Origin of the sequence: Mucilaginibacter arboris, assembly GCF_009754915.1 — a bacterium.
In the GTDB taxonomy this organism is placed as follows: domain Bacteria; phylum Bacteroidota; class Bacteroidia; order Sphingobacteriales; family Sphingobacteriaceae; genus Mucilaginibacter_A; species Mucilaginibacter_A arboris.
Map to the genome: position 1 here is coordinate 52,874 of NZ_WPIK01000015.1, position 14,783 is coordinate 67,656.

The following is a 14,783-nucleotide window of genomic DNA, read 5'->3' on the forward strand; positions in this document are numbered from 1 at the left end:
TTATAATGTAGGTTTTAGATAACTATGGTCAGATTTAACAGATTTACACTTGCTAACGGCTTAAAAGTTTTAGTACATGAAGATAAAACTACACCAATGGCCGTGGTTAATGTTTTATATGATGTTGGCGCGAGGGATGAAAACCCTAACCAAACCGGGTTTGCACATTTGTTTGAGCATTTAATGTTCGGTGGATCTGAAAACATTCCTGCTTATGATGAACCATTGCAAAGGGTTGGTGGCGAAAACAATGCTTTCACCAGCAACGATATTACCAATTATTACATTACCCTGCCTGCTGTAAACATAGAAACTGCTTTTTGGCTGGAAAGCGACCGGATGCTTAACCTGGCTTTTAGCGAAAAAAGCCTCGATGTACAAAGGCAGGTTGTTTCCGAAGAATTTAAACAGCGCTATTTAAACCAGCCTTACGGCGATGTGTGGTTAAAACTGCGGCCTTTGGTTTATAAAAAACATCCATACCAATGGGCAACAATTGGCAAAGAACTTTCGCACATTGAAAACGCAAAAATTGAAGATGTAAAAGCCTTCTTTAAAAAACATTATAACCCGCAAAACGCTATTTTAGTGGTTGGCGGCGATGTAGATACTGCACAGGTAAAAGTTTTGGCCGAAAAATGGTTTGAACCGGTTCCGTCCGGAGAAAAATACCATCGAAACCTGCCCAAAGAACCGGAACAAGTAGAAGAACGCCGGGAAGTTGTTGTTGGAAAAGTACCTTTAAACAGCTTGTACATGGCTTTTCATGCACCCGGCCGTATGGAAAAAGCAAGTTACCCGGTAGAGTTACTGGCAGATATTCTTTCTCGCGGAAACTCTTCCCGCTTGTACCAAACGTTGTTGAAAGAAAAGCAGTTGTTTAGCGAAATACATGCTTATTTAAGCGGCAGCCTGGATGAAGGCATGTTGGTAATTGAAGGAAAACCACTGGAAACAGTGAGCATAGAACAGGCAGAAGCGGCGGTTTGGGAAGAATTGGAAAAACTGAAAACCGAGCTGGTGCAAGAAAATGAGCTGATGAAGGTAAAGAACAAAACAGAATCGACACTGATTTTTACAGAAATGTCTTTATTGGAAAAAGGGATGAACCTTGCTTATTTTGAACTCATGGGCGATGCAGATAATTTAAACCACGAAACCGAAAAATACCTTGCTGTAACCGCAGAAGAAATACGGGAACAATCCCGAAAAATCTTCCGCAGGGAAAACCTGTCCACACTGGTTTACCTGGCAGAAGAAGTTGCAGAAACTTTAGTTGCATAATTTTAGATAGATAAAAGAAGTATGTTGAACAGAACTTTGGCGCCCAAATTTCATGCAATTGAAGAATTTACGTTAATCAGGCCACAGGAAATACAATTAGATAACGGCTGTAAAATATTTTACTTCAACTCCGGTGAGCAGGAACTGGTACGGCTGGAATGGATTTTTAATAACTTAAATTTTATTACTTCCAGGCCATTATCCAACATTGCAGTAAACACTTTATTGGCAGAAGGGACTACTTCGCGCACGGCTGCACAAATTGCTTCCGAGATTGATTTTTACGGTGCTTTTTTACAGGTGGAATATGGTGCCGACCATTCTCAGGTTACACTTTATACTTTAAACAAACACCTTAAAGCCACGCTGGCTGTTATAAAAGATATTCTGATCAACGCAACTTTTCCCGAAAAAGAATTGCAAACCTATATCAGAAACCAGCAGCAAAAGTTACAAGTTAGCTTGCAAAAAAACGATGTAGTTGGCCGGCGTACTTTTAACAAAGCATTGTATGAAGGCACTATTTACGGTTTTGCACCCGAAGCCGAAGATTATGCGCAATTAAAGCAAGACGATTTATTGCTGCATTATGAGCAGCAATACCAGCCTGCTAACTGTACGCTGGTAATTGCCGGAAAGGTAGACGAAAATGTAATGGAAACCATTTCAGATTTTTTTTCCGACTGGCAAAACCGGATTACGGCTGATTTTACCCGTCCGGATGTTAATAAAATAGCAGGAAAACTTATTTACATCGAAAAACCAAACGCGCTGCAATCGGCCGTACGCTTGGGCACTTCCACCATTAATAGCAAACATCCTGATTTTCCCGGTCTGCAAGTGTTAAATACCGTTCTTGGCGGCTATTTCGGTTCTCGTTTAATGGCCAATATCCGCGAAGATAAAGGTTATACTTATGGCATTGGTTCGGCAATTGTTTCGATGAAAAAAACCGGGACATTTTTTATTGCTACCGAAGTTGGTGCAGAAGTTTGCCGCGAAGCGATACAGGAAATTGAGAAAGAAATTAACTTGTTAAAAACAGTATTGATACCGGAAGAAGAACTTTCTTTGGTCCGGAATTATATGTTGGGCTCTTTATTGGGCAGCCTGGAAAATGTTTTTTCTCATGCTGATAAATTTAAAAACCTTTATTTCTCCAACGTAGATTATTCTTATTACGACCGTTATGCCGAAACAGTTAAAAATATCACTTCCGAAGAATTAAAAGCATTAGCTAACCAATACTTTGATTTTGACGGATTTGTAAAAGTTATAGTCGGTAAATATTGATCTTATGTTGAAAATTGCATGCTTCTTTTACCAGGCATTTTTTCAGCATTAATCCCGCCACAAATAAGGAAACAAAATTAAAGAAGTTGCTACCACAATAGCATTAATGGCGGCCAGCACAATGATATCGTGCTGGCTTGCATTGCGCTCGATACCGTCCATTGCATTTTTTGAAAACCGGATCAGCAACAAAATAACCGGAATAATAATGGGAAAACACAAAATCGCCATCAGCGTTCCGTTATTTCCAGCTTTTGCAGCAATTGCCGAAAGCATCGTAAAAACCATCGAAAAACTAATGCTTCCGCTTAAAACTGCCAGAAAGTAATAAAGCGGATCGCCTAAATTATTCTTAAAAAACAAAAGGTAAATTAAAAGGGCAAGTGTACTTAAAAGGATCATTAACAAACAATTGTAAATAATTTTTGCCAGGATAATTGCCCTTGCACTTGCTATCGTATAGTAATATAGCAAGCGGTTGCTGCTTTCCTGCATAAAACTTTTTGCAATAGCATTTACTGATGCAAAAAGCAAAATAATCCAAAACAGCACATTCCAAACTATCGGATAACCGGCATTATTGCTAAACCCAGGTGTTAGATTAAAAGAAATATAACACACAAAAACGGTAGAAACCACGTAAAGCAGTACGCCGTTAAAAGCATATTTAGAGCGCCACTCCAGTAATATTTCCTTTTTTAATAAAAATTTTACCTGGTTAAATAAATTCATCAACCGCAAATATAACAAGGGAAAACCAGTTTAAATTTATTTTATCTTTGATGATGCCTATTGCCCATTACCGTTCGCCGATTGGAGTTGTCAGGATTGAAGAAACCGAAGGAATCATCAGCGCAATTTCTGTTTTAGACGAAGAAACAGAACTTGTAGGGCCACAAACCGAAGTAACCAAACTGGCTGGGCAACAACTGCACGAATATTTTGCCGGTAAAAGAAGCATGTTCGATTTTCCTTATCAGCAACCCGGAACGCCTTTTCAACAACAGGTTTGGCAGGAACTGTGCAAGGTTGAGTTTGGCAAAACAAAAAGCTATCTGCAGTTAGCTGAACAGTTTGGCAATCCGCTTGCTATCCGCGCTATTGCATCTGCCAACGGCAAAAACAAATTGTGGATTGTTGTTCCCTGCCATCGCATCATCGGAAAAAATGGAGAATTAACAGGTTATGCAGGTGGTTTATGGCGAAAAAAGTGGCTTTTGCAACATGAAGCAATTGTTGCAGGCAAAGCGCAAACAGAATTATTTTAAGCCTAATATATGAAACAATACATAATTAATGCACTGGATTTTACAGATGAAAAAGCATTAGAAAGACGAATGGCTGTCCGTCAGGCACATTTGGAAAATGTAAAAGAAGCCAAAAATAAAGGCCATTATTTAATTGGTGGCGCATTGTTAAATGATCATGGAAAAATGATCGGTTCGGCAATGATCGTTCAGTTTGAAACACCAGAAACTTTGCAGGAATGGTTAAATAACGATCCCTACATTAAAGGTGAAGTTTGGGACCAGATCGAGATCAAACCTTTTAAAGTTGCAGAATTTTAGGTGATAAAAGAAGCATTCGTACTTGCAGCAATTACTTGTTGGAAGGATGAATGCTTTTTCTGTTTACCGAGCCAAGCAAAGCCAGGATCGGGCCAAAAAATAATAAATACCAACCCCAGCGATAATGGATGAAACCAGACAAAGTTTGTGAAAGCTTAGGAAACGGAATAAAACTAAAAGTGGTTTTTACTTTCATTACTGCCGCAATATATACTAATACTACCAGGGCAAGAGAAATCCAGGCGGTAATTTTGGCCAGCTGATTGTTTTTTATCAGAGTTCCTGCCAGGCCAATTATTGCAATTACCAAAACTACAATTGCAAAAACCCGGTTAAGATCAAACAAGCTCCATTTTATCAAGCCTAACGGACTAATCAGCGGACTAAAAATTCCGGCAATGAGTAAAATAAAGCCAGCAAATGTTACAAAAGCGCGTGGTTTCATACTGTTTTTATCCTTGTTTAATTTCCATTTTATCTGCAAAATGTGCGCAGTAATCGCGCAAATCTTCTACAATATTTTTCTCGCCGGTTGCCCTTAAAAAGCTGTCGCCCATGGTTTGCAGCGTTTCATAGAAAAAACGTTTCATTTCATCTACCGGCATTTCCTTCGTCCACAAATCAATTTTCAAAGTATTTTTATAATGATGGTCCCATAAAGCTAAAGTAAATGCAGTTACCGGAAGTGCTTCTTTGGTTGCGGCATCGGTAGACTCCCAGGTAATTTTTTCAGGCACATTCTGGTCGTCCAGTTCAATTGTCAGTTTAATCTCTGCTTTTTTCATTCATCAAAAATAGTATTAGAAAGTAGTATTAGCTAACCAGTAAATACATTACAGTTGCCAAAGTTATAAAGCTCAGTTCTATGATCCACAACTTTTTAGTTTCGGGGAAAAAATTACGAAAGGTAATATCGAGGAACGAAACAGCCACAGCAAACAACAAAAACATCCAGCTGATGGCACTGCCAAAATGTTCGTACTTGCCCCCCGAAAGTTTTGCGCCATTTATCCAGATATCAACAGCAAGCACGATAAAAGCAGCTGTTGCCATATTAAGCGGGGTAATCCTGAATTTCATTGTGCAAATGAACTATTTATTCCGCAATTTTTTGCCTCTTGCTGCTTTTGGCGATTTAAACTTGCGTTCATCTTTTTTCTTCGGAACATTGCTTTTCTGGTTGGAAATTTTCTTTTCGTGAAAAGCACCCTTAAAATCCGGGTTTTCTTTCCGGATCTGCAAATCAATTTCCTTGTTTTGTTCCTGCCGCTCGTCGTAACCGGTTTCTTCCACAAAAACACCTTCAGGAATAGGCAAGATTTCTATTTTTTGACGGATTAGTTTCTCAATTTTTTTCAAATAATACTCTTCAGAAGGCGCGCAAAAAGTAATGGCTTCTCCGGATTGTAAAGCACGGCCGGTCCTTCCGATCCGATGAACATAATCTTCAATCACAACCGGAACATCAAAGTTAATCACGTGGCTAACAGCACTAACATCAATTCCGCGGGAAGCAACATCCGTAGCAACCAGTATTTTTACTTCATCATTTTTAAATGAATTGATGGAATTGATGCGTGTATTTTGGCCTTTGTTCGCGTGTAAAACTTTCACCTGTTCGTGTCCGAATTTTCGTTCCAGAAACTTAAAAACATCTTCTGCGGATTGCCGCGTTTTACAAAAAACAATCAGCTTGGTAATGCTTTCCGGGTCTTCCAGTAGTTTTTTTAGCAGGTTGATCTTGGTTTTCATGTTTGGTACAAAATAAAGTTTTTGTACAACTGTTTGTGCCGGAGTTGCTTGTGGCGTAACTTCAATTACCGTTGGAAACTCTAAAAAATTACCTGCTAAAAGATGTATCTTATCGCTCATGGTAGCCGAAAAAAGCAGGTTTTGACGTTTTCTCGGTACAACTTCCAATATTCGGTTAATTTGTGGCATGAAGCCCATATCCATCATTTTGTCAGCTTCATCCAAAACCAAAACCTGTAAAGCTTTAGTAACAATGTGGCCGGCAATATATAAATCCAGAAACCTTCCAGGCGAAGCAACAATAATATCGACTCCTTTTTGTAACTGTTCAATCTGCGTTTTCGGGCCTAATCCTCCGTATAAAACTACTGTCCGTAAATCTGTATTAATGGCATAAGCTTTAATGTTTTCTTCAATTTGCATCGCTAATTCGCGTGTAGGCGAAATAATCAAAGCACGAGGTGCTTCGCCTTGCGCATATTTTAACTTCATCAGTAAAGGCAAAACGTAAGCAGCAGTTTTACCGGTTCCGGTTTGTGCAATGCCCATCACATCTTGTCCATTTGAAATTGGTGGAATAGCTTTTTGCTGAATAGGAGTAGGTTCGGTATAACCTGCAGCGGCAACGGCATCCAGAATTTGCCGGTTAAAATTAAAGTCCTCAAAAGTTACAGGCATGCCGCAAAGATAAGGTTTTATTAGGATCGAGGAGCGAAAGTGCCAGGGAGAAAGGCAGAAACCAACTTCAACTAAATTTTATGCCGATAAAAGAAGCATTTGTAGCAACTGGTTCTAAGCTAACATAAAACCAGTTGTTAAAAATTTACCTGCCAATCTCTTTATCAAACGTAATATAACCCGGATAACTAATGGCTTTATTTCCTAAATCTAAAGTTGGTTTTATTTTTATTGTGATGACAGACCTGTGTGCATTTTTTGCGCCGGAAAGGTTTTGGACTAAATTTGCAAAAGCTTCGCGGGTTTGATCATCCGTAATTAAATGATAAGCGTTGGTTGTGATGTTGATAGGAACGCGCGTTTGTCCGCCAACCGGTGCAACTTCAACCCGCTGGTTCACGTAACCGGTAAATACCTCGCTGTTCCTTAACAAAACTTTGTATTCAAACTGGTTAATAGCCGCTGTTTCGGCAGTTGGATTGGTGATTTTTAAAACCAAACGGGCATCTAAAGGAACATTATGGCTTAAAAGCCCCATGGCCAAACGCGGTAAACTGCCGATATTAACGTTGTCCATATCTTTAAACTGGTTCATGTTGATGCCGGAAAGATAAACGCTATCCGCAGAAACCAACTCGAAACGGCATTTGCCTAAAGCTTTGGCTTGCTCAATTTGTTTGTTAACGCCGCATCGGCTTAATAGAAATGTTAAGGGTAAAAGGAGTAACAGCTTGTAATTTTTCATGCTTCTTTTATGAGGTAAAAATGAGTAACAATGTTTAGGTGATGTTTTGTTTGAGTTGGCAGGTGCAGAGATGGTTTAGCAGGGAACTGTTTTTATTTTATATCAACTTAGAATAGCTATTCTAAAGTAACTGTATTATTTGCAGATCGTTACATTAATCAGCCCGAATAACTTTAATTATGAAGTTACTATCTTCTTTTTTGATTCCAGCTTCTATCTTTGAAGCATGGGCACTATTCTCATCAAATCAGCAACGATTGTAAATGAAGGAAAACAATATATTGCTGATCTTTTTATTCAAAACGGGCTTATTGTGCAAATTGCGCCTTCGCTCAATGTTGCTGCTGATCGGGAAATTAATGCTGAGGGCTTGCATTTGCTTCCGGGTTGTATTGATGACCAAGTGCATTTCCGGGAACCAGGCTTGACTTATAAAGGTGATATTGCTTCCGAATCTCGTGCGGCTGTTGCTGGCGGTATCACTTCTTTTATGGAGATGCCAAACACGGTCCCCAATACGCTAACACAGGAATTGCTGGAGAATAAATATCAGCTTGCGTCTCAAAAATCTTTGGCCAACTACTCTTTTTACATGGGTGTTTCTAATGATAATCTGGACGAAGTGTTGCAAACTGATCAGAAAAATGTATGTGGCGTAAAAGTTTTTATGGGATCATCAACCGGGAACATGCTCGTTGATGACCCAAAAACACTGGAACGTTTATTCAACGAATCGCCGATGCTGATTGCCGCTCATTGCGAAGACGAAGCAACCATCAAAAGCAACCTCAATCATTACAAACAGTTGTTAGGCAACAATATTCCGTTAAGGCTGCACCCAAGAATCAGGAGTACGGAAGCTTGCTATTTATCATCATCAATGGCTGTTGAACTGGCCAAAAAGAACGGAACACGTTTACATGTGCTGCACATTTCTACCGCAAAAGAAGTATCGCTGTTTAAGTCGGAGCTTCTTTTAGCAGATAAAAAAATTACTGCCGAAGCCTGTGTACATCATTTGTGGTTTTTGGAGGAAGATTATCAAACTAAAGGGAACCTGATTAAATGGAACCCGGCCATAAAAAAAGCAGAAGACCGGGATGCCATTTTACAAGCAGTTTTAGATGGAACGATTGATGTAATTGCGACCGACCACGCGCCGCATACATCCGAAGAAAAAGCAAAACCTTATTTGGAAGCACCTTCCGGCGGGCCATTAGTTCAGCATGCTTTACCAGCGATGCTGGAATTAGTGCATCAAAAAAAACTAACTATAGAACAGGTTGCAGAAAAAATGGCGCACAATCCGGCAATATGTTTTCAGGTTGAAAAAAGAGGTTTTATACGTGAAGGTTTTTGGGCAGACCTGGTTTTGGTAGATTTGGATTCGCCTTGGAAAGTATCGAAAGAAAATATTTTATATAAATGCGGCTGGAGCCCATTTGAAGGAGAAACCTTTCAAGCTAAAATTACCCACACCATAGTTTCCGGCAATTTGATTTGGGCAGATGGAAAGATCCAAAGCAATCAAACCGGGAAACGTTTAAGCTTTGAACGGTAGAACAATACTTCTTTTATCGATAAAAAACTTACTGTAAATTAGTAGTTACAAGTTAACATGATAATAAAATAGCATGATGAAAGCACCTGGTTTTAAACATACAAATGAAGCATTGGCTTTTATAACTCTATATAAAGCAATGTCCCCAGAAATAAAAGAAGAAGTGAAGGCAATGATTGTTGATGAAACTAATGAAGCAGAAGCTTTAATGTTTACCACACTTTCTTTACAATCATGGGATTTAGAAAATGAAGCTTTAGAAGAAAGTGAGCTATGGGAAAATTTTTATAATCAATCTAAAGATGTTGTATAACCAGGGCGATATTATAATCGTTCGTTATCCCTTATCTGATAATCCGGAAAAGAGTATTATCCGTCCTGTCATTATCGTATCAAATTAATATTCCAACAGTCAAGATAAAGATATTTTAGTCTGTCAGATTACTACAAGACTAAGAAAAAACCGCTTTTCTTATCTACTTACTGCTGATATTTTAACTGTTGCTATGCCTGAACTATGTGAAGTACGATGCAATAAAATTGCAACAGTAAGGATTTGGGACAAAATTATATTAGATAAAATCAGTGAAATAAAGCCACAATCTTTGCTTGCACTTATTGATAAAGTAAAGCTAAGTTTTTGATATTGACTATGTCATATCAACTTAAAATTAAATGCTTCTTTTACGGCATAAAAAAAGCATCAGTAATGAGTTTTGCTACTGATGTTTTTTGTAGATATTTCATCTAAATATTATTGCTGTTGTTGCTGCTGCTGTTCCATGTATAAGCGGTAAGAATTGGTTGGCTCGGTATTAAAAGGTGTAAAAACAGGTGTTGGTGGCATTTGCGTTTCTTCCTGCGGGTTTTGCCCTTCATAACCTACGGTAACGCTAACATCCAGCTTATGCCTGGCATTGCCTTTATATGTGCCTTTAACCGGACTACAATCCGAAAAATTACGGCCAACAGCTAATCGTACATGTTTGTCATTTACCGAAATATTATTAGTCGGGTCTAAACCGAGCCAGCCGTAAAACGGAATGTAAGCTTCTACCCAGGCATGTGTAGCGCCCTCGCCGCGCATACCGTTTTTATTGGGGCAAATATAGCCACTAACATAACGCGCCGGGATATTGGCCATTCGAACCATAACCAACAGTAAATGTGCAAAGTCCTGGCAAACGCCTGATTTTAGTTCCCAAACTTCATCAAGGGTTGTTTCTACCGTGGTTACGCCAGCTTTGTACTCAAAGTTCTGATAAATATAATTGCTTAAAGCTTTTGCTACCTGTAATGGCGTTTGTTCCCGGTTTAGTTCTGATTGGGCAACCTGCAAAACTTCTGGCAAAAATTTAAATTGCTGTGGTATTAAAAAATTAATGTATGGCAACTGATAGCGTATCTGCTGCAATAAATCCCACTGCTCTTTTTGCTGGGTAAAATCTTCCGGCATTTTTCGGCTATGGGTAACAACGGTAAGTTCAGAATCAATAACCAGGGCAGCGTGTATGCCGGGGTTTGTAAAGGAGCCAACGGTATTATCATAATAATCTTTATATGTTTCTACCAGTGGGTTATCCGTAATTTTTAAACGGTGGTTAATTACCTGCTGGTTTTCATCGTCTATCGGATAAAGCATAATCTGGTTTGCGCTATCATTAATAGGCTCTTCATACAAGTAACTTGTAATATGGGTGATGTGAAATTCTGGCATGAAATAGTTAGATTAAAGCTGGATCAAAATTTTGATTGGTTAATGTTTTTTGTAAGATAAAAATTAATCGTAAGCAAAATAATAGTGGTTAAAAGCAGTACCAATGTGAAACAACTCATTTTTAAGGTTCTGGAGATAATTGTGCAAACCTTCTGTTTCCAGGGTTTGCATATCCGAGAACTGTACGTGGCTTTTTAACTTCCCGATCAAAAAAGTTAACTTCTGGAAACTTTCCAACTGTGGGTCCATGTCCAGCTTTTCAAAGGCACGCTGCAAACGTATGACAGCATAAAGGATAGAACGAGGAAAATTTTCATTCCAAATAATCTGATCGATAATATTCCTGGGTTCTAAAGTGGAACGATAGCTTCGTAAAAAAAGTTCATATCCTGATATAGAAAGGAGCAGGTAACGCCAGTAAATCGGATCATGCGTGCCGTCTAAATTATAATCCTGCTCACTAAATTTCACATCCAAAATATTGACTGCCTGCATAGCGCGTTCCAGGTATTTTCCTACATTCATGTAATAAAAACCTTCACTTCGCGCCATTGTAATTTCTACCGTGCCATAATACAACATTCCTTGCTTGATCAGGCCGTCTAAAACAGACATTGGGTCTTCCGTTTTTAATGAAGCAGCTAAACGCTGTTCGCGCATCAAATGGTAAAACTCATTTAAACATTGCCAAAGTTCTTTGGTAATATGGTCCTGAACAGAACGTGCATTTTCCCTGCTCTGCGTAATCAGGTTAAAAACAGCGTTAGGATTCTCTTTTTCGAGCACCATGTAATGCAAAACTTCACGGCCGTTTCTTTCTATTTTGCTGATTTCTTCATCTTTTTGAAATGAAAATATTTTTAATGCCGCCTGCCAGGTAAACTCAGGAATATCATCCTGAGAATAAGCATAATTAATGCGTAACATTCGTAAAATACTATCAGAACGCTCCATATACCTTGACATCCAATAAAGAGAATCTGCAACTCTGCTTAACATATATATTTGGTTAGATGTTTATTTACTTAATATCCAGGTATCTTTACTACCACCGCCTTGGGATGAATTGACAACTAACGAACCTTCCCGCAGGGCAACCCTGGTTAAACCTCCGGGTACAATCTCGATACCGTTTGGCCCGCAAAGTGCAAAAGGCCTTAAATCTATCCGCCGCGGCTGCAAACGGCCGTTTAAATAACAAGGGGCGGAGGAAAGGCTGATAATAGGCTGGGCAATAAATTCACGCGGATTATTCAGGATAGCTGCTTTAAAGTCCTCCATTTCTTTTTCTGTTGCTGCGCTGCCAATCAGCATTCCGTAACCGCCGGATTCATTGGTTTTTTTGATGACCATATTGGCCATATTATCAAATACGTGCTGCCTTTCTTCCGGGTTGTTTAACTGGTAAGTCGGTACATTTTTCAGGATTGGTTCTTCATTTAAATAATACCGGATCATGGCAGGCACGAAAGTATAAATTGCTTTATCATCAGCAACACCATTTCCAGGCGCGTTTACAATGGCTACATTTCCTTTCCGATAGGCCGACATTAAACCGGCAACGCCTAATAAACCATTCGGATTAAAAACCAAAGGGTCTAAAAATTCATCATCAACCCGGCGGTAAATTACATCGACTTGCTGCAAGCCGCCAGTAGTTTTGGTATAAACACGATGATTGTGCACTACCAAATCTCGGCCTTCAACCAGTTCTATGCCCATTAACCGCGCCAAAGTGGTATGTTCAAAATAAGCGGAATTGTAAATACCTGGCGTAAGGAGCACAATATTAGGATTGGCAATATGCCGCGGAGATAAAGAAGCCAGGTTTTTATAAAGCAACTGCGGATATTGCATTACCGTGCGGACATAATTCTGCGGAAGCAAGTCGGGGAAAATTCGTTTGGTAATTTCCCTGTTTTCAAGCATATAAGATACACCGGAAGGCGTGCGGAGGTTATCTTCCAGCACGTAAAATTGTCCGTCGGCATCACGGATAATATCAATTCCGGCAATATGTACATAAACATCATGCGGAACATTTAACTCGTGCATTTCCCTTAAATAATGGGGGCAGGAGTAAATCATTTCAATTGGTATAATCCCGTCTTTTAAAATGAATTGCTGGTGGTAAACATCTTTTAAAAAAAGGTTTAGTGCCTTGAGCCGTTGTTTAATGCCTTTTTCAATAAAATCCCATTCTATAGCAGTAATGATACGTGGGATCACATCGAACGGAAAAATTTTTTCAATGCCTTCGCCGCTGGAGTAAACCGTAAAAGTAATGCCCTGGTTCATAAATAATCGCCTGGCCATTTCTTCCTTTCTGGTTAAATCTTCCGGGCTTATTTCTTTTAAAAATTCATAAACATTGTTATAAGGTGCCCTAACTTGTCCTGCAGCACACATTTCATCCCAAACTTCTGAAGTTATTGGATATTGGTTTAAAAGAGAGGATGAATCCATAATATTTTTAAAATTAACAGCCAATTACTTAAATTATTTATGTAATAATTTGAAAAAGTAATGATTATTTTTATCTATTTGGTTATTTGCTTTATAAATTTTGAAAAATATATATTGATTATAGCTTTAAATAAAAAAAAACGACTTTTTTAATCGAATGCCTTTTGGTTTAACCTTTGATAAAAGATAACAACTACCGTTTTGCTTCGTAGTTTTATTTTTATTGATGCAAGTTGCAAAACATCATTATTATATCCCTCAAAAAATATTGTTTGCTGCTTTTTGATGCTTCTTTTATCGACATAAAAACTTAATGGCTTCTGCAATAATTATATCAGCAAAAAATATAGGCATAAAAGAAGTATCAGATTTTTTACTGCTATCATTGTAAACCTTCACTTTGTTTATTGTTAATTTAGGGCAGATAATTTCTTTTTTCAAGAGTAAAATATATGCCTATCTTAACCGAAATTTAAACCCAATGAAGACCTTAAAAAATTGTATCCTGCCGGCAATTGTGCTGTTTTGTTTAGCCAGTTGTCAGCAATCATCTACTAAAAACGGCAATAATAAAACTATGGACCAGGCAACAATTCCAGACTCAAACAATTTTAAACAAACTATTGATGGCAAACCGGTGCATTTGTACACGCTTACCAATAAAAACGGGCTAAAAGCAGCAATTACAAATTTTGGCGGAAAGCTGGTGAGTTTGTTAGTGCCCGACAGCAGCGGAAAAATGACAGATGTAGTTTTAGGCTACAACAGTTTAAAAGATTATCAGCAATATACCAAAAACGGAATGTATTTTGGTTCCCTGATTGGTCGTTATGGTAACCGCATAGCAAAAGGAAAATTTACTTTAGACGGAAAAAACTATCAGTTAGCTATCAACAATGCACCAAACGCTTTGCACGGCGGTCCGAAAGGTTTTTTTACCGTAGTTTGGGATGTGGTAAAAGTTACACCAAATAGCTTGGAGTTGCATTATCTGGCTAAAGATATGGAAGAAGGTTATCCGGGAAACCTGAATGTTACGGTAACTTACACGTTAACTAATGATAACGCTTTAGATATTGCTTACAAAGCTACTACCGATAAAGCAACGGTTTTAAACCTCACCAATCATTCTTACTTCAATTTAAATGGTGAAGGCAGTGGCACAATTAATAATCATTCCCTTCAAATTAATGCAAGTAAGTTTACGCCGGTTGATTCTACTTTAATCCCGACAGGAAAATTAGAGCCTGTTGCCGGAACTCCTTTGGATTTTACCAAGCCAGAAAAAATTGGTGCCCGTATTGATGATAAAAACCAGCAGATGCTTTACGGAAAAGGCTATGACCATAATTTTGTGTTGGATGCAAAAGATAAAGGGCAGCATTTGGCAGCAACAGTTGTTGGCGATAAAAGCGGAATAGAAATGCAGGTTTATACAGACCAGCCCGGCATTCAGTTTTACGGTGGCAATTTTCTGGAAGGTGGCGATAAAGGTAAAACCGGACATCCGTACGAAAAACGTACTGCTTTATGTTTGGAAACCCAGCATTTTCCGGATTCTCCAAACCAGCCACAATTTCCTACCACAACTTTAAAACCGGGCGAAACGTTTAGTTCGGTTACTTCCTACAAGTTTTCTGTTAAGAAATAATTCTTTTCAGTTGTGAGAATGAGAGCAGCAGGATAAAACCCTGCTGCTTTTTTTATGCTTCTTTTACC

The 14,783-nt window shown here is 38.6% G+C and carries 16 protein-coding genes; 7 read left to right on the forward strand and 9 right to left on the reverse strand.

Annotated elements, in window-relative coordinates; translation table 11 throughout:
• The first annotated feature begins 24 nt into the window (after positions 1 to 24).
• Both GO621_RS15435 and GO621_RS15440 read left to right on the forward strand, forming a co-directional pair.
• Positions 25 to 1,284, forward strand: coding sequence for a M16 family metallopeptidase (locus tag GO621_RS15435; RefSeq protein ID WP_157568637.1), 1,260 nt, complete (start codon positions 25 to 27; stop codon positions 1,282 to 1,284).
• Positions 1,285 to 1,305: 21 nt separating this feature from the next.
• Complete coding sequence (locus GO621_RS15440) at positions 1,306 to 2,577, forward strand: M16 family metallopeptidase (RefSeq protein ID WP_157568639.1); 1,272 nt, start codon at positions 1,306 to 1,308, stop codon at positions 2,575 to 2,577.
• Positions 2,578 to 2,625: 48 nt separating this feature from the next.
• Here GO621_RS15440 and GO621_RS15445 read toward each other — a convergent pair whose 3' ends face one another.
• A complete protein-coding gene (locus GO621_RS15445; protein WP_157568641.1) occupies positions 2,626 to 3,309 on the reverse strand; it encodes a heme exporter protein CcmB in 684 nt (227 codons plus the stop codon).
• 50 nt (positions 3,310 to 3,359) lie between these two features.
• On the opposite strand from GO621_RS15445, the gene GO621_RS15450 reads away from it, so the two are divergent.
• Together GO621_RS15450 and GO621_RS15455 are read left to right on the forward strand one after the other, a co-directional pair.
• Positions 3,360 to 3,845, forward strand: a complete 486-nt coding sequence (locus GO621_RS15450; RefSeq protein ID WP_198170276.1) for a methylated-DNA--[protein]-cysteine S-methyltransferase — start codon at positions 3,360 to 3,362, stop codon at positions 3,843 to 3,845.
• Positions 3,846 to 3,854: 9 nt separating this feature from the next.
• Positions 3,855 to 4,145, forward strand: coding sequence for a YciI family protein (locus tag GO621_RS15455; RefSeq protein ID WP_157568643.1), 291 nt, complete (start codon positions 3,855 to 3,857; stop codon positions 4,143 to 4,145).
• 31 nt (positions 4,146 to 4,176) lie between these two features.
• Here the strand turns inward: GO621_RS15455 and GO621_RS15460 are convergent, their stop codons facing one another.
• From GO621_RS15460 to GO621_RS15480, 5 genes are all read right to left on the reverse strand, one after another.
• Positions 4,177 to 4,590 carry a hypothetical protein gene (locus GO621_RS15460; protein WP_157568645.1) on the reverse strand — a complete coding sequence of 138 codons (414 nt, stop codon included), beginning with the start codon at positions 4,588 to 4,590 and terminating at the stop codon, positions 4,177 to 4,179.
• A 7-nt stretch (positions 4,591 to 4,597) separates the two neighbouring features.
• Positions 4,598 to 4,930, reverse strand: a complete 333-nt coding sequence (gene gldC / locus GO621_RS15465) for a gliding motility protein GldC (RefSeq protein WP_157568647.1) — start codon at positions 4,928 to 4,930, stop codon at positions 4,598 to 4,600.
• A gap of 28 nt (positions 4,931 to 4,958) precedes the next feature.
• A complete protein-coding gene (locus GO621_RS15470) occupies positions 4,959 to 5,225 on the reverse strand; it encodes a hypothetical protein (RefSeq protein ID WP_157568649.1) in 267 nt (88 codons plus the stop codon).
• Positions 5,226 to 5,237: 12 nt separating this feature from the next.
• Positions 5,238 to 6,575: a DEAD/DEAH box helicase gene (locus GO621_RS15475; protein ID WP_157568651.1), complete on the reverse strand. Its 1,338-nt coding sequence runs from the start codon at positions 6,573 to 6,575 to the stop codon at positions 5,238 to 5,240.
• 145 nt (positions 6,576 to 6,720) lie between these two features.
• Complete coding sequence (locus GO621_RS15480) at positions 6,721 to 7,320, reverse strand: hypothetical protein (protein WP_157568653.1); 600 nt, start codon at positions 7,318 to 7,320, stop codon at positions 6,721 to 6,723.
• A gap of 226 nt (positions 7,321 to 7,546) precedes the next feature.
• Between GO621_RS15480 and GO621_RS15485 the strand changes: the two genes are divergently transcribed.
• Entirely contained in the window at positions 7,547 to 8,881 is a 1,335-nt protein-coding gene (locus tag GO621_RS15485; protein WP_157568655.1) for a dihydroorotase, read from the forward strand.
• A gap of 73 nt (positions 8,882 to 8,954) precedes the next feature.
• Entirely contained in the window at positions 8,955 to 9,194 is a 240-nt protein-coding gene (locus GO621_RS15490) for a hypothetical protein (protein ID WP_157568657.1), read from the forward strand.
• Positions 9,195 to 9,635: 441 nt separating this feature from the next.
• Here GO621_RS15490 and GO621_RS15495 read toward each other — a convergent pair whose 3' ends face one another.
• The 3 genes from GO621_RS15495 to GO621_RS15505 all read right to left on the reverse strand — a co-directional run bounded on the left by GO621_RS15495 (position 9,636) and on the right by GO621_RS15505 (position 13,064).
• Positions 9,636 to 10,598 (reverse strand): transglutaminase family protein, encoded by a 963-nt coding sequence (locus GO621_RS15495; protein ID WP_157568659.1) that lies wholly within the window; start codon positions 10,596 to 10,598, stop codon positions 9,636 to 9,638.
• Between the two features lie 63 nt (positions 10,599 to 10,661).
• Entirely contained in the window at positions 10,662 to 11,597 is a 936-nt protein-coding gene (locus tag GO621_RS15500) for an alpha-E domain-containing protein (protein ID WP_157568661.1), read from the reverse strand.
• Between the two features lie 18 nt (positions 11,598 to 11,615).
• The gene (locus GO621_RS15505; RefSeq protein WP_157568663.1) at positions 11,616 to 13,064 is read right to left on the reverse strand and encodes a circularly permuted type 2 ATP-grasp protein; all 1,449 of its coding nucleotides are present in this window, start codon (positions 13,062 to 13,064) and stop codon (positions 11,616 to 11,618) included.
• A 481-nt stretch (positions 13,065 to 13,545) separates the two neighbouring features.
• On the opposite strand from GO621_RS15505, the gene GO621_RS15510 reads away from it, so the two are divergent.
• Positions 13,546 to 14,715 carry an aldose epimerase family protein gene (locus tag GO621_RS15510; RefSeq protein ID WP_198170277.1) on the forward strand — a complete coding sequence of 390 codons (1,170 nt, stop codon included), beginning with the start codon at positions 13,546 to 13,548 and terminating at the stop codon, positions 14,713 to 14,715.
• Positions 14,716 to 14,783: the final 68 nt, after the last annotated feature.